18 protein-coding genes and 1 tRNA gene are annotated in these 21183 nt (G+C 58.0%); 7 read left to right on the top strand and 12 right to left on the bottom strand.

Translation table 11 applies throughout. The annotated features are described in order from the left end of the window. Nucleotides 1-131, top strand: a 131-nt coding sequence (locus tag AB4Y89_RS23365; protein ID WP_442301167.1) for an integrase core domain-containing protein, incomplete at its 5' end; no start/stop codon positions are given. A gap of 60 nt (nucleotides 132-191) precedes the next feature. Here AB4Y89_RS23365 and AB4Y89_RS23360 read toward each other — a convergent pair. Next, the gene (locus tag AB4Y89_RS23360) at nucleotides 192-2759 is read right to left on the bottom strand and encodes an ABC transporter permease (protein ID WP_442303352.1); all 2568 of its coding nucleotides are present in this window, start codon (nucleotides 2757-2759) and stop codon (nucleotides 192-194) included. Then, on the bottom strand, nucleotides 2760-3440 hold the full coding sequence (locus tag AB4Y89_RS23355) for an ABC transporter ATP-binding protein (protein ID WP_442303353.1): 681 nt from the start codon (nucleotides 3438-3440) through the stop codon (nucleotides 2760-2762). 43 nt (nucleotides 3441-3483) lie between these two features. Here AB4Y89_RS23355 and AB4Y89_RS23350 point away from each other — a divergent pair, with 43 nt between their 5' ends. Together AB4Y89_RS23350 and AB4Y89_RS23345 are read left to right on the top strand one after the other, a co-directional pair. Further along, nucleotides 3484-4200, top strand: a complete 717-nt coding sequence (locus AB4Y89_RS23350) for an arylesterase (RefSeq protein WP_442303351.1) — start codon at nucleotides 3484-3486, stop codon at nucleotides 4198-4200. 141 nt (nucleotides 4201-4341) lie between these two features. After that, a complete protein-coding gene (locus AB4Y89_RS23345; RefSeq protein WP_442303350.1) occupies nucleotides 4342-5652 on the top strand; it encodes an EAL and HDOD domain-containing protein in 1311 nt (436 codons plus the stop codon). A gap of 8 nt (nucleotides 5653-5660) precedes the next feature. Here the strand turns inward: AB4Y89_RS23345 and truB are convergent, their stop codons facing one another. From truB to AB4Y89_RS23315, 6 genes are all read right to left on the bottom strand, one after another. Continuing rightward, complete coding sequence (gene truB, locus AB4Y89_RS23340; protein ID WP_442303349.1) at nucleotides 5661-6536, bottom strand: tRNA pseudouridine(55) synthase TruB; 876 nt, start codon at nucleotides 6534-6536, stop codon at nucleotides 5661-5663. A 4-nt stretch (nucleotides 6537-6540) separates the two neighbouring features. Beyond that, nucleotides 6541-7131, bottom strand: a complete 591-nt coding sequence (gene folE, locus AB4Y89_RS23335; protein ID WP_442303348.1) for a GTP cyclohydrolase I FolE — start codon at nucleotides 7129-7131, stop codon at nucleotides 6541-6543. A 9-nt stretch (nucleotides 7132-7140) separates the two neighbouring features. Then, nucleotides 7141-7545 carry a 6-carboxytetrahydropterin synthase gene (locus AB4Y89_RS23330; RefSeq protein WP_442303347.1) on the bottom strand — a complete coding sequence of 135 codons (405 nt, stop codon included), beginning with the start codon at nucleotides 7543-7545 and terminating at the stop codon, nucleotides 7141-7143. Continuing rightward, the gene (locus AB4Y89_RS23325) at nucleotides 7542-7952 is read right to left on the bottom strand and encodes a 6-pyruvoyl trahydropterin synthase family protein (RefSeq protein ID WP_442303346.1); all 411 of its coding nucleotides are present in this window, start codon (nucleotides 7950-7952) and stop codon (nucleotides 7542-7544) included. Before AB4Y89_RS23325 ends, AB4Y89_RS23330 begins: the two co-directional genes overlap by 4 nt. A 43-nt stretch (nucleotides 7953-7995) precedes the next feature. Continuing rightward, the gene (locus AB4Y89_RS23320) at nucleotides 7996-9303 is read right to left on the bottom strand and encodes an enolase C-terminal domain-like protein (RefSeq protein ID WP_442303345.1); all 1308 of its coding nucleotides are present in this window, start codon (nucleotides 9301-9303) and stop codon (nucleotides 7996-7998) included. A gap of 237 nt (nucleotides 9304-9540) precedes the next feature. After that, nucleotides 9541-10575 carry a glycosyltransferase gene (locus AB4Y89_RS23315; RefSeq protein ID WP_442303344.1) on the bottom strand — a complete coding sequence of 345 codons (1035 nt, stop codon included), beginning with the start codon at nucleotides 10573-10575 and terminating at the stop codon, nucleotides 9541-9543. Between the two features lie 462 nt (nucleotides 10576-11037). On the opposite strand from AB4Y89_RS23315, the gene AB4Y89_RS23310 reads away from it, so the two are divergent. From AB4Y89_RS23310 to AB4Y89_RS23295, 4 genes are all read left to right on the top strand, one after another. Next, nucleotides 11038-11520 (top strand): TlpA family protein disulfide reductase, encoded by a 483-nt coding sequence (locus AB4Y89_RS23310; RefSeq protein ID WP_442303343.1) that lies wholly within the window; start codon nucleotides 11038-11040, stop codon nucleotides 11518-11520. A gap of 51 nt (nucleotides 11521-11571) precedes the next feature. After that, nucleotides 11572-11856 (top strand): hypothetical protein, encoded by a 285-nt coding sequence (locus tag AB4Y89_RS23305; protein ID WP_442303342.1) that lies wholly within the window; start codon nucleotides 11572-11574, stop codon nucleotides 11854-11856. 214 nt (nucleotides 11857-12070) lie between these two features. Next, nucleotides 12071-12147: transfer RNA gene (locus tag AB4Y89_RS23300), tRNA-Arg, on the top strand. Nucleotides 12148-12218: 71 nt separating this feature from the next. Continuing rightward, nucleotides 12219-13919: an alpha-amylase family protein gene (locus tag AB4Y89_RS23295; RefSeq protein ID WP_442303341.1), complete on the top strand. Its 1701-nt coding sequence runs from the start codon at nucleotides 12219-12221 to the stop codon at nucleotides 13917-13919. On the opposite strand, the gene AB4Y89_RS23290 is transcribed toward AB4Y89_RS23295, so the two are convergent. The 4 genes from AB4Y89_RS23290 to AB4Y89_RS23275 form a co-directional block, all read right to left on the bottom strand. Next, nucleotides 13909-16638 (bottom strand): M48 family metalloprotease, encoded by a 2730-nt coding sequence (locus AB4Y89_RS23290; RefSeq protein ID WP_442303340.1) that lies wholly within the window; start codon nucleotides 16636-16638, stop codon nucleotides 13909-13911. The genes AB4Y89_RS23295 and AB4Y89_RS23290 overlap by 11 nt on opposite strands. 51 nt (nucleotides 16639-16689) lie before the next feature. Further along, nucleotides 16690-18807 (bottom strand): amylo-alpha-1,6-glucosidase, encoded by a 2118-nt coding sequence (locus AB4Y89_RS23285; RefSeq protein ID WP_442303339.1) that lies wholly within the window; start codon nucleotides 18805-18807, stop codon nucleotides 16690-16692. A 152-nt stretch (nucleotides 18808-18959) separates the two neighbouring features. Beyond that, nucleotides 18960-20882, bottom strand: coding sequence for a ferrous iron transporter B (gene feoB, locus AB4Y89_RS23280; RefSeq protein WP_442303338.1), 1923 nt, complete (start codon nucleotides 20880-20882; stop codon nucleotides 18960-18962). Beyond that, nucleotides 20879-21115, bottom strand: a complete 237-nt coding sequence (locus AB4Y89_RS23275) for a FeoA family protein (protein WP_442303337.1) — start codon at nucleotides 21113-21115, stop codon at nucleotides 20879-20881. Before AB4Y89_RS23275 ends, feoB begins: the two co-directional genes overlap by 4 nt. Nucleotides 21116-21183 lie beyond the last annotated feature (68 nt).

The raw sequence follows: 21183 nt of genomic DNA, 5'->3' as shown, positions 1-21183 counted from the left end.
ACTGGGAAAACTCAGAACAAAGAGACACCCAACTCGCCCCTTGGACAGACTTCTACAACCAACAAAGACCTCATGCTAGCCTCAACCTACGCCCGCCCATCAGCAGGCTCCAGATGTCAACAACCTCTTGACCTCCTACAGGCACCCAGAGTATGGGGTTATTGAACTGAGGTGAGATTCCCGTGCACCGCCTACTCCTCGCGCAGGACCTCCAGCGGTTTCTGGCCGAGCACACGGTGGCTGGCGATCCAGCCGGTGGCCACGGCCATAACGGCAGTACCCGCCATCATGGTTAGATCGGTCATCCAGGGAAGCTGGAACTCGATACCCATCTGGCGCTGCAGGAACCGGGCGACCACCGTGGCAAAGATGACTCCCGTGAAACCGGCGACCAGTCCCAGAACGGCGAACTCAATCGAAAAGACGGTGGCGATGCGCGAGCGGGTGGCTCCCAATGTCTTGAGTACAACGACCTCGCGGATGCGGCGGTAGCGTGTGCCTGCGATGGAAGACGCCAGAATCACCATGCCCGCGAAGATGGAAAACGCCGAAAGGAACTGAATCACCACCGTGATCTGCAGTACGACCTGGCGGATGGTCTCGAGCGCCTGCGCCACATCGATCACCGTAACCGTGGGATAAGCCGCGAACATGGCGCGCTCAAGCTGACCCACCTTCTTCGGATCGACGTGCGCGCCTCCGTACCAGACGACCGGGAAGCCCTGCAGCGGAGCCTTGGGCAGAATGAACTCCGCGCGTGAGTAGGCGTGCTGGCCGTCGGACTTGATGATCGCAGCCACTACGGCCTCAATCGGCTTGTCCTGTGCCGAGAAGACAATATGGCTGCCAAGAGAGACACCGAGACGCTGACTCATGCGTTGCCCGATGGCTACCTGGGGCACCGTGCTCCCGGGTTTCCACCATTCTCCCTGCAGTACCGTCGTGCCGGGTGGAAGTTCGTCGGACCAGGTGAGTTGGATCGACTGGAGCATCCGCCTGGGAAAGTTGGTCAGCCGCAGATCTTTGGCTGCAACGCCGTTCACATTGGTGATGCGCGAGCTGATAACCGGGATCAGCTCCGGTTCAGCCATAACTCCAGGCTGGCTGGTAAGCACCTTACGCACGCCTTCAACCTCGGAGTTGGCGATATCAACCAGGAAGATATTCGGGATCTTCGGCGAGGAGACGATACGCAGCTCACGGACAACCGCCTGCTGCATCAGGAAGACAGTCGTAATCTGCATGACGCCGAGGCCGACAGCAGCAAGCAGCGCCGCCGAAGGATTTCCAGGACGATAGAGATTCGCCAGGCCATGGCGAATGGCCGAGGGCAGAGTCAGCCCGGCTCCGCGCAGGAAACGGCGCAGGACAGCAAGCAGGATCGCGGCTGCGGCAAGAAGAGCGATAAGAACCCCTCCGAGACCGGCGGCGAAGGTCCAGCCTGTCTGCGCAGAGTCACTCAGCGTAGCAGCAATGAGCGAGAGACCGAGCAGAATCACAACGGTTGCTAAAAGCTGCGCCCAGTTTGAGCGCAAACGAGCCCAGAAGGCTTTATGAATCGGTTCGTCGGTCTGCTCGACCGCGCGGCGAAGGATCAGGATAGGGCGCACCTTGCGGATATCCAGCAGAGGCGGCAACGTAAACAACAGGGTCGTCAGCAGACCGGCTGTCAGTCCGGTCCCAACCGCATGCCAGTCAAGCGTGAAGGGCGGCTGGACATTGATGAGCCTGCGCAATAGTACCGGCAGAAATCGCTGCACGGCGGTGCCCATAGCGACACCGAGAAGGCCGCCGAGTGTGCCGAGCAATATCGTCTGCAGCAAATAGATGCGCATGATCTGCGAGGACCCGGCGCCGAGCGACTTCATGATGGCGATGGTGTCCATGCGCTGCTGCAGATGGGCACGCATAGCCATCGCAACACCGATGGCTCCAAGAACGAGTGCAACCAGGCTCATCAGGCTCAGAATGCCGGTGGCTCGGTCCAGCCCTTGCGTCAGCGCGGGATTGGTTTCACGGTAGTCAGTCACCTGCGCTTCAGGGAGCAGCGCGACCAGGCGCTCTTTCCACGCCGCGACCTGTTGATCGGAGCTTCGTGCCGGAAGCTCGAAGAGAAAGCGTTCGTTCGACCGGTTCCCTTCTGCGATCAGACCTGCGTCTTCCAACCCTTTGCGTGTAATGATGACGCGCGGACCCGCCGCAAACGATCCCGAGAGACGGTCTGGCTCATTGGTCACGACACCTGCAATCGTGAACAGTCCGTCGCCGATCTTCACGCGATCCCCGACCTTGAGATTCAGCCGGATCAGAAGATCCTCGGCGACGACGATCGTGTTGTCATGCAGTACATTGCGGAGTACGGCCTTCGGCGCGATATCGACCGTTCCATAAAAGGGATAGACGGCCGGGTCAATAGCCTTGAGCGAGACCAGGAGAGGGTCAAGCGAGTGCTCGGCAGAGGCCATGGCGACCATCTCGGTGACAGTGGTCAGACGTAGGCCCTCGTGCTCCATGGCCTCCAACCCCTCCTGCTCTTTAGGAGTCGGCTGGGCAAACATGCGGGCGGCAAGATCGGCGGCCATGATGGAGCGCGCGCGTACGAGTAGCTCCGTGCGGAAGGCGCCACTGAAGCCGCGAACCCCGGTAAGCGCGGCAACGCCGACGGCAACCGAAAGGATGACAAAGGCGAACTTGCCCTTCGACGAACGCATCTCGCGCCAGGCGATACGGCGAGCGGAGGTCCAACTGAGCGACGGCATCTACTCGACCGCCTTTCGCTCGTCGGCGACGATAAGGCCATCCTTAAGAAGAATGCGCCGCCCGGCGAGAGCGGCAATATTGGGGTCGTGTGTCACCATCACCAGGGTGGTGTTCGAGGTGCGGTTCATCTCCAGCAAGAGGTCCAGCACATGGGTTCCGTTCGCGGAGTCCAGGTTGCCGGTCGGTTCGTCAGCCAGCACCACCGGCGGCCGCAGCACGAAGGCGCGAGCAATGGCTACACGCTGCTGTTCTCCTCCGGAAAGCTGAACCGGATAGTGATCCATGCGGGCTTCAAGTCCAACACTGGAAAGAAGCTCCTTTGCACGGGCAAGACCGTCGGAGCCGAGATTGAGCTCGTAGGGAAGAAGCACATTTTCCAGTGCGGTGAGGGTCGGAATGAGCTGGTAGGACTGGAAGACGAAGCCGATCTTTTTTCCCCGCACCTGGGCGAGCCGATCTTCCGGCAGATAGCTGATGCTCTCTCCGGCGATCTTCACATCGCCGGTCGTAGGCGTATCCAGACCGGCCAGCAGGCCGAGCAGTGTGCTTTTTCCGGAGCCGGAAGATCCCATGATGGCGACAAACTCGCCGTGAGCGACGTTGAAGTCGATGCCCTTCAGAATTTCGACAGTCCGTCGGCCGTTGCGGATAGACCGCGTCAGATTGCTTACCTCGATCATGGCTTCGTTCAATTCGCTCTCCCCAATTCGCTACACTGCTTGCGTGAAACTGTCCCGGATTGCCCTGCCCCTCGCCCTGTCACTCACCCTTACCGGATGCAAGACCAGCGATGGTACCAGGCGCGCCGAGGACTACTCGCGCGACACCCACGCGGCCCGGCCAATGGCCCAAAACCCATCTCCGGCGGCAACCTCAACTATCAAAGACGAACGTCCTGTGATTTTATGCTTCGGCGACTCCATTACTGCCGGCTACAACCTCGATGCCGGCCAAAGTTACCCGGATTACCTGCAGAAAGCTCTGGACGAAAAGGGATACAGGTACCATGTCGTCAATCAGGGCATCTCCGGGGACACCACAAAAGACGCACTTGCCCGCGTGGCAGACGCCGTTGCCTTGCACCCTGCCGTGATCCTGGTGGAACTCGGCGGCAACGACGGCCTGCGGGGTATCCCCATTGCCAGTACGCGAGCAAACTTTGACGGCATCCTGGCAAAGCTGACAGCGACCGGGGCCAAGGTCATCCTGCTGGGGATTACGTTGCCGCCGCAGTACGGCAAGGTGTACATCAACCAGTTCAACGAGACCTATGCCTTGATGGCGACGAAGTACAGCCTGACGCTCTTCCCCTTCCTTTATAAGGACGTATACGGAGTCCAGGGAGCGATTCAGCGCGATGGGATCCATCCAACCGATCTTGGCAGCCAGTTGATCGTGAAGAATGTTCTTCCCCTTGTGGAACCGAATCTAAAACGATGAGTTTTTCGCTAAAGAAAAATCCGTTGCTGCCGACATCCGTCGTCGTAACTGCCTGACCCGTTACCTTTTCCCCCGTTTCACGGGGTGCGCTAAAGCGCACAATGAGGGGGCCGATAAGGTTGCAGTAAGACCTCATCGGTCATGGTCACGAAAGGTACTGTGCAACTCTCGGCACCAGCTCGCAACATCACACCTCAGGGCCCCGCAGCAACCGTGCAGGCTCCTGCCGCAGCGGCAGACGGCGCAGGCTCAATGCGTTTCCTCGCCAAGCAGCCGATCATGACTGCGGCGCGCAAGACGATTGGGTATGAGTTGTTGTTCCGCGCCACATGGGAGAATCGCTTCAGCGGTGATGGCGAATCTGCCTCAAACAGCATCGTGGACTGGGCCGTCACCCACGGACTCGAATCGTTAGTGGGTGAAACCAAACCGTTTGTTAATTGCACCCGAGCACTGCTGGTAAGCCGGTGTGCCACGCTGCTGCCCAAAGGAACCGTTCTTGAGATTCTGGAGAACGTCGAGGTAGACGAAGAAGTTCTGGAAGCATGCCGCTACTACCGTAGCCAGGGATTCGCGTTGGCGCTCGACGACTACGATTTCCGCGAGCAATGGGAACCGTTTCTCGACATCGTGCAGTATGTCAAAATCGATTTCTCCCAAAGCACCCCGGAAGATCGAAAAGAAATTATCAAGAGGCTGAAGCCTCGCGGCATGCACTTTGTCGCCGAAAGAATTGAAGACGCCGAGCAATTGAAGATAGCCGTCGCCGAAGGGTTTGATTTCTTCCAGGGCTATTTCTTCATGAAACCCATTATGACCGCACGGCGCGGCCCGGGAAAGTCCATCCATCAACTGCAGTTGCTGGCTGAGATCTGCAAGCAGGATCTGAACCTGGAGTCGTTCCTCCGCATCCTGCGCTCTGAACCGGCCATCTGCTACCGCGTGCTTCGTTACGTTAACTCGGCGGCGGTTAGTTCACGCCGTACGATTACAGATCTGCGGCATGCGGTTATGTTGATCGGCGAGGATGAGAGCCGTCGCATCGTTCGCACGGCTCTGGCAGCCGAACTGACCGGCGGATCAGGAATTGAGGCAATGGAACGTTGTGTCCAGCGGGCACGCTTCTGTGAGCTGCTGGCCACCGATCTGAACAGCCCGTGTGAGGAGCTCTATCTGATGGGTATGCTCTCAGCGGTACTGCCCATGCTGGAGATGGACGTCAAAGATGCGGCCGCCAACCTTCCTTTGCGGGAAGAGGTCATTGCGGCACTTACCGATCCGGCGACCGAAGAAGCTCATGCCCAGGCGCTTTCGCTTGCCGTTGCATATGAACGCGGCGACTGGGGCAGCATGATCGCGTCATGCCATCGCCTCGGTATCGCCGAAGACGATGTCGCTGCCAAGCATTATGCGGCGGAACAGTGGACCAGCGCCGTGGTCCACCACCTGTAGGAACGGTCTCAGCCAATCACAACGATCGGCTGCATCAATGTCCCCGCGATGCGTTTGCCGATGGCGATCAGGTGGCGCTGGCCTTCGAAGATCTTCACCAGGGGAGCGTTGGAGAACTCCGGCAGGTTCACGGCCATACCATTGCGCAGGCGGCCCGCCGTTGCCAGATCGGCTGTCACCGAGGGCATCTCCGACAGAACAGTACGCGGATGGGGGAGGGCTGCTTCCAGCTCGCCTCTCCCAGCGAGCGCTTCCATCATATCCAAAGGCATCGCCTGATCCAGAGTGAACACGCCGGCGCGAGTGCGGCGAAGTTCTGTCAGGTGCGCACCACAACCTGCCGCTTTCCCCAGATCGTGCGCAAGTGAGCGGATATAGCCACCAGCAGAGACCTCCGCGACAAACCGAGCCGTCTCTGCTTCCATTTCGGTGAGCTCAAAGCGATTGACCGTAACGCGCGCCGCCTTCACCGGGACCTCTTTGCCGGCACGCGCCAGCTTGTGCGCAGGCACGCCGTTGATCTTCTTTGCGGAGAAAGGCGGCGGCATCTGCTCAATCTCTCCCCGGAAACGCGAGGTTAAGGCACAGAGCTCTTCGAGTGTCTGTGTCAACGGCTGCGGTGACGCTGCCGGCTCGCCCTCCACGTCGTACGTATCGGTCGCAAAACCGAACCGGATCGCACCGGTATAGGCTTTCTCGGCGTTGGAGAAGAACTGCGCCAGGCGGGTCCACTTTCCCAGAAGGAGAGGAAGAACCCCGGTGGCCATGGGATCCAGCGTTCCAAGATGACCAATGGATTTTTCGCCCGTCGCCCGGCGAACACGGTTGACAACGTCATGCGAGGTCATCCCGGCGGGTTTATCCAGTACTAAAAGTCCGTTCACGTTTCTACAACTTACCCGAGCGGACCAGCGAGAGGAACTCGTTGCGCGTCTGCTGCTGTTCTTTGAATACGCCCAACATGGCAGAGGTTACGGTCGCGGAATTCTGCTTCTCAACACCGCGCATCATCATGCACAGGTGGCGCGCTTCCATAATGACGGCCACGCCCTGCGGATGGATGGCATCGACAATAGCATCGGCGATCTGCCGCGTGAGACGCTCCTGCACCTGAAGACGGCGCGAGAAAACATCCACCAGACGAGGCATCTTGCTAAGACCGATGACCTTGCCGTCGGGTATATAGGCGATATGCGCCTTCCCGAAAAACGGCAGCAGGTGATGCTCGCACAGCGAGTAGAACTCGATGTCCTTGACGATCACCATCTCGTCGTAGTCCACATCGAAGAGCGCTCCGCGGAGAATCTCGGTGGGATCCTGCTTGTACCCCTTCGTCAGGAAAGCCATCGCCTTCTCCATGCGTTCCGGCGTCTTCAGCAGACCGTCGCGAGTGGGGTCTTCGTCATAGCGCAGCAGAAGCTCACGGTAGATCTCTTCCGTGGAGGCTTCGCTGAGCGGCCTGTCTGTCAATGTGCTCATAGTGCTTCCCTATTCGCCCCTGTACTCAAAGGAGTTGTTGGGCGTTTCTTCAATACGAATCTTCTCCACCTTTGCCGCGGTAAAGCCCTTCAGAATCTCCCAGATGACCATGGCCAGATTCTCGGTAGAAGGGACCAGAGCAGCAAACTCCGGCAAAGTATTCAGATTCTGATGATCGAACTTCGCAATCAGGCGCCCGTGGGCGAACTCATCGATTTCAACGAGGTTGCAAACCATGCCCGTGGTCGGATCGACCGTTCCACTGAGTACGATCTCCAACCAATAATTATGGCCGTGGCCAAAGGGATTGTTGCACTTCCCGAAGACTTCCCGGTTACGCTCATCACTGAAGCCGTCAACGTGAAGACGGTGCGAGGCGCTGAAGCGATAGCGGCGACCGAGGTAGGCTTTCATGCTTCCCCCATATAGTCGGCGTACAGGTCTTCCATCTCGTAGACGCGGACCTTCACCAGATTGGCGCCGGCGATCTTCCCCTCCAGGCGCTGCCAGATGGCAATGGCGATGTTCTCGCTGGTAGGCTGCATTGTCCCGAACTCCGGGACTTCATAGTTCAGATGGCGATGGTCATAAACGCTGACGACCTCACGCTCAAGGATCTCCTTCAGCTGCTTCAGGTCCACGACAAAGCCAGTGACGGGATCGACCTTTCCCTGAACCGTCACCTCCAGCGTGTAGTTATGCCCGTGGCCGTTACGGTTGGCGCACTTGCCGAACATACGCTGATTCTCTTCCGGTGACCAGGAGTCGACCCAGTAGAAGTGGGACGCGGAGAACTCGGCTTTACGGGTTAACTGAACCATCCACCCAGTTTAGATGAGTGGAAAGCCCCGGAGGTACAGAAACCTACTCCCACTCCATGGTCTTCTGCGACTCAATTTTGGCAGGGTCGAGCTCGATGTTAAAACCCGGTCCGGCAGGTAGAGCGATTCTGGCGTTGTGCGGGAAGAGCGGATTCTTCTCGAAGTGATAGAAATGCGCCATCTTGTTGACCAGGTACTCGCCCAGCGGGAAGGTCATGGGAGGCTGGCTGGCGATGACATGAAGCGCGGCGTGGAGGCAGTGGCCATGCGGCAGAACGGGAACGTCGTGCAATGCCGCCAGGGTTCCGATCTTTACCAGCTCCGACACGCCACCGCACCACTCAGGGTCAGCTTGAACCACGTCGACTGCCTCGGCCTGCAGGTAGCGCTCGACATCCCAGCGGGTGTAAAAGTGCTCCCCTGACGCAACCGGAAAGTTGATCTTGCGGCGCACCTGGGCGAAGGTCTCAATCTTGTTCGGCATGGTGATCTCTTCCACCCACCGGGGGCGATACTGCTCCACCTGGCGAGCCCATTCGAGGGCATAGGTCATGTCCCAGCCGCTATAGCAATCGAACATGATCTCGACATCGTCGCCAACGGTCTCACGCAAGACCTTCACCAGTTCGACGTTCTTGCGCATGCCTTCCGGGCCTGCGCCGGGACCATAGGCCATGAACCATTTCATGTTGCGATAGCCCTCTTTCTTGAGAGCCGTGGCACGCGTACGAACAGCTTCAGGCTCCAGCGAGAACCCCAGGCACGAGGCGTAGTACTCAACCGAGCTGCGAGTGGGACCGCCAAGCAGACGGTAGACCGGAACGCCGAAGTAGCGGCCGCGAAGATCCCACAAGCAGATGTCGCAGGCGCTGATAGCCATCATGAAGATGGAGGCCCGCGACTGACGATTAGAGCGATACATCTCGTCCCACAGCAGTTCCCCGGCTAACGGGTCTTTGCCGATAAGGAACTTCCGCAGATCGCGATGAACGATGACCGCGGCATCCTCTTCGATAGGACCGTAAAGGCCTTCGAGACCCTGATCGGTCTTGATGCGGATGTACATGGCCGAAGGCTTGGCAACGCGGTCTTTGCCGGCCGGGTGGTCGGCATAGACCGGCGGCCGGAGATCGTCGTAGACATCGAGTGGGCTCACCTGCTGCTGCCCGTTCACTCCCGCGGGAACGGAGTACGAGCCGCGGACCTCGAAGATCTCGACATCGCTGATCTTGATAGGACCGTTCGGTCTTTGCCAGTCGAAGTAAAGGCCATTAGCGCGAGGGATGGCGGCGACAAAGGCGCTGGCGGCAAGACCGCGGAGAACCTGACGGCGGGAAGCGATAAACGTCATCGGATGAGCTTTCCTGAACATTTGAGGTGGCGATGATGGGCAGCCAAAGCTGCGCCGTCCAATATAGTTCAGGTGTCGAAAATATGTCTACCGCGAGTAGCGAGGGCTTATCTGAGGCCAGGAAAATGTCGTTCGCACCCACATTTGTTTGTCATTTCGCAGCGACCACCGACAGGGGAGAAATGACAAATCCAAGCTCGTGCAACATCTTGAGACAGGGCTCTTATGGCTAGGTCCCTATGCTTTGTACACTCTGCCCTTCCAGGCGACCTCATGCTTCAGCTTCACCTGCATCCAGCTTCGCCATAGCAACCAGCCGAACATAGGCAGAGCCGCAATGCTGAGCACGCAGTCAATCCACGGAAACTCGCTTTTACGGACGCGGGCGAGATAGCGCCACAGCACGCGAACCCACAGCAGGCCAAGAGCCGCCCACTGCCACCAGAGCAATAACAAGTGCTGCGGCAGGACTACCATCAATACCGGCAGGGTAAGCAACAGACCAAAGTCGATCAGGCGGAAACCCGCCAGCGCCAGCGGCTGCAGGAATAAGATGGCCAGGTTCTTCGTCCAGCCCTCGATCATCGCCGGCAGCGTGCGATACATTTGGGTCTCCAGTGCATCGCCGCCGTAGCGGAAACGGAGGCGCCGCCGCGAGGCTTTGACCTTCCACGCCAGCTCTACATCCTCCAGCACCTTGTCGCCGACCGCCTGATGTCCACCCACGGCAAAGTAAGTCTCCCGATCAATCAGAAGGAACTGGCCATTGGCGGCCGCAATCCGGCTGGCAGGATCGGAGACCTTCTTCGGCGGATATGCAATTGCCAGCTCAGAAAAGATCAAAGGCATAAGTGCCCGCTGCCAGAAACCGGTAACAATCTGCTTTGGCGAATAGGAGAGCATTGCCGCCTCATACTTCTCTGCCTCGCGCATGGCGCGGCCCAGGCTGCCGGAGGCGTGCCGGGTATCGGCATCGGTAAACAACAGCCACTTCCCCTTTGCCTGCTGTGCAGCGGCCCACAGAGCATTGTTCTTGCCGGTCATCCCTTTGCGGCCCGGTTTGGTCTCAAGCGGCGGAGCGTTCATGACGGTCACACCTGCGACGCTCTCGGCGATGCTGTGCGTCGCGTCTGTGGAACCATCGTCAACGACAATCAGCTCCCAGTGGCGGCCAAGCTCGAAACCAGGCTCGCTTTGTGCCGTGAGCGAGCGCAGGCAGGCTTCCAGGCAGGCTTCTTCGTTCCGGGCCGGCACCATCACGGTAAGTTCCATCAGCTCTCCCTTAGAGCATTTTCCCTGTTGCTAGGGTGTGTCATCCAACTCCTGTCGTCAGCGTTGCGAGCGCAAATTTGTCCAGACGAGGCGGAGGCCGAAGGCTGTGGCGGGTCCACAGTCGAGGCCGACAACGAAGTATGGGCGAATTTGCGCCGCAACCCGAAGGGCCGGGGCAGATTTTCTTCACCCCAGCCAGCAAAGCTGACTGGGGACCCCGATTCCCGATCTCTTCGTCGCTCGTCGTTCCAGTAAGCCAGCTACAGTTCTCTCCTCATTCCTCGATCTCGTAAAAATCTGCTCCCGGCGCTGACGGCACGAGTTTGATGACACACCCTAGGTATCCCGGAAGAGGAGTGCAGCGGCGTTTTCATTGCGGAAAACGCCCATAGGATATGGAAGCCCGACACTACACCTGCAGGGAAGATGCTCCAGCACTCGTATTATAGGAAGCGACCCGTTATGAAGCTTCTTACCTCAGCCCTGCTCGCCTCGTCGCTCCTGCTCACCGCCTGTGAGCGCAACGTGAAGCCCGGGCAGATCGGTGGGGTGGCTCCCGATTTCACCGTCACCGATAGCGACCACGCCGCGAAGTTATCGAACTTCCGTGGCAAGGTGGTCGTCCTGAACTTCTGGGCATCATGGTGCGGTCCTTGCGTGGCAGAGATGCCGTCGTTGCAGGCGTTGCAGGAACAGATGCCGAATATCCAGGTCCTTGCAGTATCTACGGATGAAGATGGAGACGCCTACAAACGCTTTCTCGATAAACACCGCATCCTGTTCCTGACAGTGCGCGACGCACAGCAAAAATCGAATGCTCTGTACGGCTCGTATCGCTTTCCTGAGACCTATATCATCGACCGCAAGGGAGTGATCCGCCGCAAGCTGATTGGACCACAGGAGTGGACCAATCCCGAGATGATCGACTACTTGTCTAAACTGTGATCGCCTGGCATCCTGCTTGAACCGCGCCCTCCGCACCTGTACCCTGAAGATATGACTACGGTCGACGCTCTTTACCGCTACAGCGTGCCTCCTGCGGAGGCCGCGGTTCTGGCCCTGAACAACCTGCGTGAGGTCTACGGCATTCGCCGCTTGGCCATCGATGAAGCCGCGAAAACAGTGCGCGTGGAGTATGACGCGACGCGCTTCGGCGAACCGGTTGTCCGCCAGTTGCTGCGCCGCGCCGGCCTGCAGATTGCAGAGCCGGAGACGCTGGTGCTTCCAGCGCCACCTCCGTCTCCCCCGGCACAGCCGGCGGCTGCTCCGGCAAAGGCGTAGAGCATTTTCACTGCATGTGCAGTGCAGGGGTTCCACATCTATGGGCATTTTCCGCAATGAAAACGCCGCTGCACTCCTCTTCCGGGATACCCCGCAACTTCCGGGATACCCCGCAACAGCGGAAAAGCTCTAATCCACACCGCAGGTCGCGGGTGACAACGATGTGTGGTATCTTAGAAAAGTTGCCGCTGGTTGCATAACAGCGTGCAGGGATGCGCCCGTAGCTCAGCTGGATAGAGCGAATGACTACGAATCATTAGGTCGGAGGTTCGACTCCTTCCGGGCGCACCATCAAGATTAGAAAACGGACACCGATCGGTGTCCGTTTCGCTTTTCGGGATAATCAGCATCTAACCGAAGGCATGATTAACGACCTCTGGTATAAGAACGCCGTTGTCTACTGCCTTTCGGTTGAGAGTTTTCTGGACGGCAATGGGGACGGCATCGGCGACTTCCGCGGCCTGATTCAATGTCTGGACTATCTTCAGGGGCTGGGCGTCACCGCCATCTGGCTGATGCCCTTTCAACCATCTCCACAAAAAGATGACGGCTACGACATCACGGACTACTACAGTGTGGATCCGCGTTATGGAACTCTGGGCGACTTTGTAGAGTTTGCCCACGGCTGCGCACAGCGCGGCATGCGGGTCATGATCGATCTGGTGATCAACCATACCTCAACGCAGCATCCCTGGTTCAAAGCTGCGCGCAGCAGCCCTGACTCCCCTTATCGCGATTGGTACGTCTGGTCGAAGAAGAAGCCGAGGAATGCGAATAGCGGCATGGTCTTTCCCGGGGTGCAACGAACGACATGGACCTATGATGAAGCCGCCAAAGAGTTCTACTTCCATCGCTTCTATAACTTTCAGCCAGACCTGAATACTTCAAACCCCGAGGTCCAGGCGGAGATCCTGAAGATCATGGGTTTCTGGATTCAACTTGGTGTATCCGGATTCCGCATGGACGCCGTTCCCTTTGTCATCGCTACCAAGGGCCCCGACGTTACTCGCGCGGTGGAACAGTACGACATGCTGCGCACCTTTGCGGCGTTTCTCAGCTGGCGCAAGGGAGACGCCATCATCCTCGCCGAAGCGAACGTGCTGCCTTCTTCGGATATGCAGTACTTTGGCGAAGCCGGTGAACGCCTGTCGATGATGTTCAACTTCAATGTCAACCAACACCTGTTCTATTCGCTGGCAACCGGAGATGTAGGCCCGCTGCAGAGATCTCTGATGCAGACAAAGCCACGCCCTGCAACCGCACAATGGGCCACGTTTCTACGGAATCACGATGAACTGGACCTCGGCCGCTTGACCGAAGCGCAGCGCCGCAAGGTCTTCAAGGTATTCGCCCCGGACAAAGAAATGCAGCTCTACAACCGTGGCATTCGCCGGCGCCTCGCGCCAATGCTGCATGGCGATCGACGGCGGCTGGAACATGCCTACTCCCTGCTCTTTTCTCTGCCTGGCACTCCCGTGCTGCGTTACGGCGATGAGATCGGCATGGGTGACAACCTGGCGCTACCGGAGCGCTATAGCTGCCGCACTTCCATGCAGTGGACCAATGATCGTAATGGCGGTTTCACCTCGGCCACACGGTCGAAGATACCGACGATTCGTGCGGGAGCATACGGCTACCAACACGTAAACGTCGCCGACCAACGCCGCGATCCGAACTCGCTGATGGACTGGATGGAGCGCATGATCCGCATACGTAAGGAAACACCCGAGATCGGATGGGGCGACTTCCAGATCATCGATACCGGACGCAGCCAAATTCTCGGTATCCGTTACGACTGGCGCGGAAATCACACGCTCGTACTGCACAACTTCAGCGCTGATCCCATCGAGCTTCGGCTAGCTCCAGGCACCATCGGAGATGGCGCGGAAGAAGGTGTCCCTCTTATCAATATCCTGTCCAAGGATCACAGCTTTCTTGAAGAAGATGCGGATGGGCGGTACTGCATCCAGATGGAACCATACGGTTACCGCTGGTTCCGTGTCGGCGGCTTCGACGAACGCCTGCTGAAGATGGCTCGCCGCCTACCGAGCACTACTTCTTAGCAGCCGTGAGATCGAAGCTGCGCAGCTTCTGATCTGCACCCAGAAGAAGCAATTTGTGGCCGTTGTCCCTCAAGCGCGCGAAACGGATGGTAGAGCCGACATTCACATGCGCCTTCTCTATACCGGTGAGGTCGTAGACCAAAGCTTCATTGCTGCGGTTGCGGATACAGAACAGACCCGATTCGCTATCTGCCGCAACCATGTAGCCGAAGACCTGCTTCACCATCGCTCCGGTCTTTACGGAGTAGATCAGCGTGCGATGGTCTGAGGTTTCGATCAGTACGGCATCGCCAACCATATAGACCCAGGCTGGACCGTCATAGGCACGTGGTCTCTCCAGCACGACAGATTGCTTGAGCTTTCCATCATCGGCATTGAGAAGTTCCAGAATTAATCCGTTAGAACGTTCTTTAAGAGCTGCGGCCTGCATGGAAAGTTCCGGATGAGCCTGCAATTCAGCCTTCCCGCCGTTGCTGCCAAGATTCCATATCAGCAGAAAGTTTCCATCCGCCACATTGGTTCTCGCATAAGGGGATTGCTTTCCGAAGGTCCGCGTCCAGAGTTCCTCGCCGCTGGCGACATCTTTCACAGACAGGATCGATTTATTCTTTTCGGCGGTTTTCCACTCCAACAGCTTGCCGGCCACAACCCGCATCTCGTCTTTGAGTTGAATCTGAGACTTAGTGATGCTGGACTGGTCCAGCTGCAACTTGAAGATTGAGCGTTCGGACTTTTCACGCTTTGGAAGATCCAGATACAGACTGCCATCTTTATGAAAAGCAACACCGGTATAGCCGTGCAGATTATAGATTTGCTTGCCGCTTGTAACGTTCCAGACGCCACCGCGGGTCTTCCCCGAAAGCGCGAGGAATTTGCCATCCGGAGAGAGTTCCATCACTCTCAAGCTTGCAAGAGGACTGAGCGGAAGCCCCACCTTGTCCTGAAGTCTAACCTCGGGACGAATCGTACCCAGCTCAATACCGCCATCCACACCTTGTATAGCGACATTTTCTCCGTGTATGTCGAAGGTGGCCTTTGTTCGCAAAACACCCTGCTCCGTTTTGAAATCCAGCACGATCCGGGAGTCATCCTTCCCTAATGTGCTGACAAGGTCTCCGGAGGAAACACTTGCCAGATCCCTTACGTTGAGACTTGCTTTCGAGATGCGGTGTCCGTCGGGAAAGCTGAATAGCCCGGAGTTCTTCGGTTCAAAGAAATCGATTCCGGCAATGCCGCTGGCCTGAAAAGCAAACGGACCACTTACCTTGTTCTTAAAGTCTCCACCTAGTGGAATTTCACTTCTGCTGCGCAGATCAAACGCAAGCTTGCCGACGCCATTGCCTAGCACCACGGTATTTCCATCCTGAGAAAATGCCAGGTAGACCGGCTGTACTGTTCCTCCAAGTGCGTGCAGGAACGACCAGAAATAAGCGGTATACCCACCAATGCTGGCAAAATCTTTTTTCACAAAGATCTGTTGGCTACTCTCCGTATCAAGCAGATAGAGATCGAAGGGCAACCGCACCGTAAGTTCCGCTAGCTCCCCAAAGGCGACACAGATCAATGTTCGCCCGTCGGGCGAAAGAGCTGTCTGCACGCAATCATTTCTTGTGACCAACTCACGCGCCACGCGCAGCTTCTGCTGTTCAACATCCCACTCTTCGATATGCAACTTAGGCGTATGAAAGACAATCCGTTTCGAATCCGGGCTCCACATTGCGGGCCAGGCCTCATCTGCGTCAAAACGGAAGAGCAACTTACGGGTAGCGGTATTCAGAACAAAGATGGAGCTTTCATCCTGGGCCAGCAGATACTTGCCGTCAGGGCTGTAGCGAATGTTATCCAAATCCATTCGTAGCGCAGGCTCCAGCGTGACGCTGGTGCCGGCAGACTCGGTTCCCTCAGTGCGCTGGTTTGCGATGACCATTGCCTGCCAGGCCTTGAAAGCCCCAGTTACAGACGGAGTCTTTGCTCCGCACCCTGGGGGCAGCGAGGAGGCCATGGCACGCAGACTGCGCAACCGCTTCTGCGAAGGCTTGGTCATATGAAAGAAATCGGACCACCCGCTCCCCGTTTTCCCCTCAACGAAGAAACTCCGATCCCAGAACTCCGCATAAGTAGTCGGCGCATATCCGGCCTTTGCCATGGCATAAAGCGCGATCGAGTCCGCGACCGCCTGGTCCGCATCGGAATCGGAATCACGGGCCTTGCTATCCGGAACGTCCATGCCGCGGACAAACTTCTCATAGATATCCGCGCGGTCTGTCACCGTATTTATTTTCAGCAGACGGCGGAACCGTTCGGAAACCTCCGCCGCGGATTGATGGGTAACGATATGACCGATCTCATGCGCCAGCACCCCGGCGACCTCATCTTCGTTGTGAGCGGTCGCCACAAGTTTGCGGGTGAGATAGACCCGGCCTCCGGCCAGGCTGAAACCATTGATCTCGCTTGAGTCCACGAGAAGAAAACGAAACTTGATTCCAGTGGGCGGCAAGACCGCGAGAAGCCGGGCCCCGATCTTTTCGAGATAAGCACTTTCGGCAGCATCTTTGACGAGAGCTTCGCGATGCTCAATCCAGTCGGCCATTACATCGCCGAGCATGTTTTCCTGCTCGTCGGTAAACATATTGCCGGAAGCAGGCCGGGCAAGCCCGGAAGGCAACAGACATACATCCTGTGCTCCGGCACGAAAGGCAGTAAGGACGACAAGGCACACGAAAGCGCCACAACAGCTCAACCAATTCTGGAACATGTGTGCCGAACTATATCATCGGCTTACAGCGCTCTCCAGTTCTTTCCGCTGCCCTCTCTCCGAACGCATTTGGCGCAGCATGACCTCACACCGCAGCACCTCGGCGACGCTCCATGCCTGCGCCATGCAGCCGCGAGGCGTGAAGGGTTCTTCGGCATCGAAGATCTCGCTGATGGTACCCACGCCATCTTCATAGAAGTGTTGATCGAAGCCGTGAAGAAAAGCCGGCGCCTTCTCCTCTCGATCAGGAAAGGCCTTCAGCCACGCATTCACGAAGGGTCCAATCAGCCATCCCCATACCGTTCCCTGGTGGTACGCCGCATCCCGGGCCAGCAGGTCGCCGTCGTAACGAGCCTTATAGTCCTTTTCTCCCCTCGCCAGGCTCCGCAGGCCAATTGGAGTAAGTAGTTCGCGCATGCACCGCTCAACCACCGGTTTCCATCGCGATTCATCCAGCACGGGATATTTCAGCGAGATTGCGATCAGTTGATTTGGCCGGATCTGAGCATCGTCTCCGCCTTCAAAGGTATCGACCACGTCGAAGAGACAGCCCTTTTCGCTGTTCCAGAAGCGGCGGTTAAAGCTGTCGCGACACCGATTTGCCCATTCCAGATAGCGAGCTCGATCCGTACGAGTATCTTCAAGCGCCTCCAGCCACTCCACCAACAGGCGAAGCGCGTTGTACCAGAGCGCACTCAGTTCCACTGCCTTGCCACGTCGAGGTGTTACTACCCAGTCGCCGACTTTGGCATCCATCCACGTAAGCTGATACCCGTCCTGCCCTTGAACCATCAAACCGTCGTTCTGGTCGATATAGATGCCGAAGTCGGTGCCACGCAGATGCCACTCGGCAACATCGACCATCTTCGGTAGCAGGAACTCAAGCGTCTCCCAGTCGCTGGTTGCCTGCAGATATCGGTCAATGGCATGGAAGAACCAGAGCGTTGCGTCGGCGGTGTGATACAAACCGCTCGTTCTTCCTTCGGGAAACATATTTGGGATCAGACCGTTGTGGATGTAATTGCCGAAGCTGCGAAGGATGTATTCCGCCTCGCGATAGCGGCCGGTGGACAGAGTAAGCCCCTCCAGCGAAATCATGGTGTCACGGCCCCAATCCGTGAACCAGTGATAGCCGGCGATCACAGTACGAATCTCGTCTCCCACGGCATGAGCTCGGACCTGGTCTGCCGTACGTCCTATTGGAGTGATCAAAAATTGGTCGGCCGCAAGCACGAGTTCTGCGGGAAATCCTTCCCTTGCCTCGGGTGGCGCGGTCCGTAGCAGCCGGCGCTTCCGCTCCAATTCCGCAGCGAAGGCCGCACCAGGGGAGAGGGCCCGAACCTTCTCCCAATCTTCGGTCGATGCCGTAAGGGAAGCCGATTTTCCGGGCCGCAGCTCTCCCGTAAAGCCTCCAGGAGACCAGAGAGAGCCTTCCCAGTCGTAGCCACGAGCCTGCTCAATGCGATAACGCAGGTTATCGAGCCGCTGGGTCTTCATCTGGAAACCGCACTCGCCGCAATTCCAGACCAGCTTGAGTACGGGAAGATCGTCGCTGACATACAGCTCGAAACCGTCTTCCACACCGGTCCAGCGATACTGTTCTTCCGGCGGTCCCGCCAGCGAGTCATCATGCGACCGCACGTGCATCGCCGGCTGCACCTCCAGGCGTCCCCCCTCCCCCTCCAGCAGTGTGTAGGTGATGTATGCCGTGTTCTGCAGATGAACCATGCAGGTGCGCTTTTCAATCACATTCCCGCCGCAGCGGAAGACCCAGACCGGAAGTCCATTCTCCAGCCGGAACTCCGTGAGGTATGGGCTGATGGGGGCGACAGCGTCCTTATGGACCAGATCGTCACAGGCCAGAACATAGGATTGCTCACCGACAATCAGGCGCTCGCGMAAATGATTCAGCATCATGGTGCGCCCGTGCGGAGCAGGTAAAGCGGCGATCAACCAGCCATGATAGCGGCGGGTATTCAGGCCGCCCACGGTACCGGAAAGATAGCCGCCAAGGCCATTGGTGACAATCCATTCCGTGAACAGCCCTCGGCGGCTGCGAGTGCTCTCATCCAGATGGGCTACGTCGAGTTCAACGCGACGGACAATCGGTGCAGGGCGAAAGATCGTCTTCATGTTGCCAACTTGGATGCTGCAAAACGGCATCGCGCGGCCAGAAGATTCTAGAGCATTTTTCCTGTTATCCCGGGAAAGGGGGCAGCGGCGTTTTCAGTGCGGAAAACGCCCATAGGTGCAGAATCCCCACACGACACCTGCAGGAAAAAGCTCTAACGGGCGATGAGATTCACGATCTGGTTGGTAACCAGCGCCGCCGTGTATGCGAATACGGTCATATACGTGAACTGGATCGCCGGCCAGCGCCAGCTATTGGTCTCGCGGCGGACCATGATGATGGTAGAGGTGCATTGCAGTGCAAAGGCAAAGAAGACCACCAGCGCCAGCGCCCCGCCCAGCGTCATGTCACCGCGCAGCGCCTGCTGCAGACCAAGTGCGTGCGTCTCCGGATCGACACCGTAGAGAGTGCCCAGCGTACCGACAATCACCTCGCGCGCAACGATGGAACTGAGCAGGCCGATGCCGATCTTCCAGTTGAAGCCGAGCGGGCGAATGACAGGCTCGATCCAGTGGCCCACATGACCGATGACGGAATCCGTCAGCTCAGAGAACTGGCCGGTATGCACCGGCAGAACACTGAGAACCCATACGGCGAAGGTGACTCCCAGGATGATGGTTCCGGCCTTGCGCAGGAAGAGCTTCGCACGATCGTAGAGCCGGATGCCGAGGCCCTGCAGCGTAGGCCAGCGGTACTGCGGCAGCTCCAGGATGAACGGAGCCGAAGATGCCTTCAGCAAAGAGGACTTGAGTACACGGGCCGTAAACAACGCCGCGAGGAAACCGAGCACATAGAGGCTCAGCATAACGGTGGCCCGCAGGCCGACGAAACTTCCCAGCAGCCTACGATCCGGGACGAAGGCCGCGATGATGAGGGTATAGACCGGCAGGCGTGCCGAACAGGTCATGAACGGCGCGATCAGAATCGTGGCAAAGCGGTCACGCTTGTTCTCAATGGTGCGGGTCGCCATGATGGCTGGAACGGCGCAGGCGTAGGCACTGAGCAACGGAATGAAGGCCTTACCGTTCAGACCGATGGAACGCATGACGCGATCTGCGATCAGCGCGGCACGGGCAAGATATCCCGAGTCCTCCAGGATGCCAATAAACGCGAACAGCAGAAGGATCTGGGGGAGGAAGACCAGGACCGACTGCACGCCGTTCCAGAGACCGTCACGCAGAAGCGCACGCATCCAGCCATCAGGCAGAAGCGCCGCAATCTTCACGCCCAAGCCTGTCAGCAGGTTCCCAAGACCATCGCTCAGCGGTTGTCCCAGACCAAAGACCACCTGAAAGACCGCGATGACGACCGCAAGAAAGATCAATGGACCCCAGACACGATGTAAAAGCACATGGTCAAGACGACGCGTCCACTTGGGGGCATTGGGCTGCTGATAGCGCGTACGGGAGCTAACCTGGGTGGCCCAGTTCCGATAGCTGTCAGCACTTTGAATCACAGGCAGCTTCACGGCGCCAGGCCGGGTCACCTCGAAGTTGCCGTACTGACTGAGGAAGTCCGCAATGCGATCCAGCCCGACTCCCTTCGCAGCGGAGATCAGTGCGACGGGATGGCCGAGCTCCCGTGCCATGGCAAGCACATCCACCTTGCCGCCACGCGACTCAAGCACGTCAGACATATTCAAAACGACCAGGGTGGGCAGACCGAGCGCGAGAATTGGGGCTGCCAGCATTAGCTGGCGATTCATGTGGGTGGAATCGAGCACCAGCAGTACGGCATCGGGCGCGGGAACGCCGGGCATCTGACCCTTCAGCACATCGACGGCGACGCGGGCATCTTCGGAAAAAGTGGCGAGCGAGTAGATGCCGGGAAGATCGATCAGCGCGAGGTCGCTGCGGCCTATGGCCTTCATCCTGCCGGAATGGTGTTCTACCGTGACGCCCGGATAGTTGCCGACCTTCTGCCGAAGTCCGGTCAAGCGATTGAACAGCGTCGATTTTCCACAGTTCGGCGGGCCAATGAGAGCGATCGTCCGGATGTGTCCCTTTTGCGACGCAGGCAGGGGTGGAGCCGTCAGAACGGCGGCGTTCGATTCCGCGGGGGTACAGCAGGAGCTCATTGAACGTTCTCGATGGGGGTCATGAAGAGATGGCTGGCAGTCTCACGACGTAATGCAACTTCAATGCCATCAACCCGATAGACGGTGGGGTCGCCTCCGGGGGCACGCCGCAGGACGTGGACACCGGCCCCAGGCAGAAAACCCATATGCGCGAGGTGATCGCCTACCTCTTCCGGCAAATCGACCCGCTCCAAACGACCGTGCTGGCCCACCTTCATCTCACTCAGGCACATCTTTTCCACCTAATTCAGTCTACATTAGTCCGAATTCAGATGGTCAGATGTTTTCATCGAAAGGAAAG

Source organism: Terriglobus sp. 2YAB30_2, from assembly GCF_052114765.1.
Classification (GTDB): Bacteria; Acidobacteriota; Terriglobia; order Terriglobales; family Acidobacteriaceae; genus Terriglobus.
Note: the sequence above shows the minus strand (reverse complement) of the source record. Positions and strands in the feature narration are given on the sequence as shown.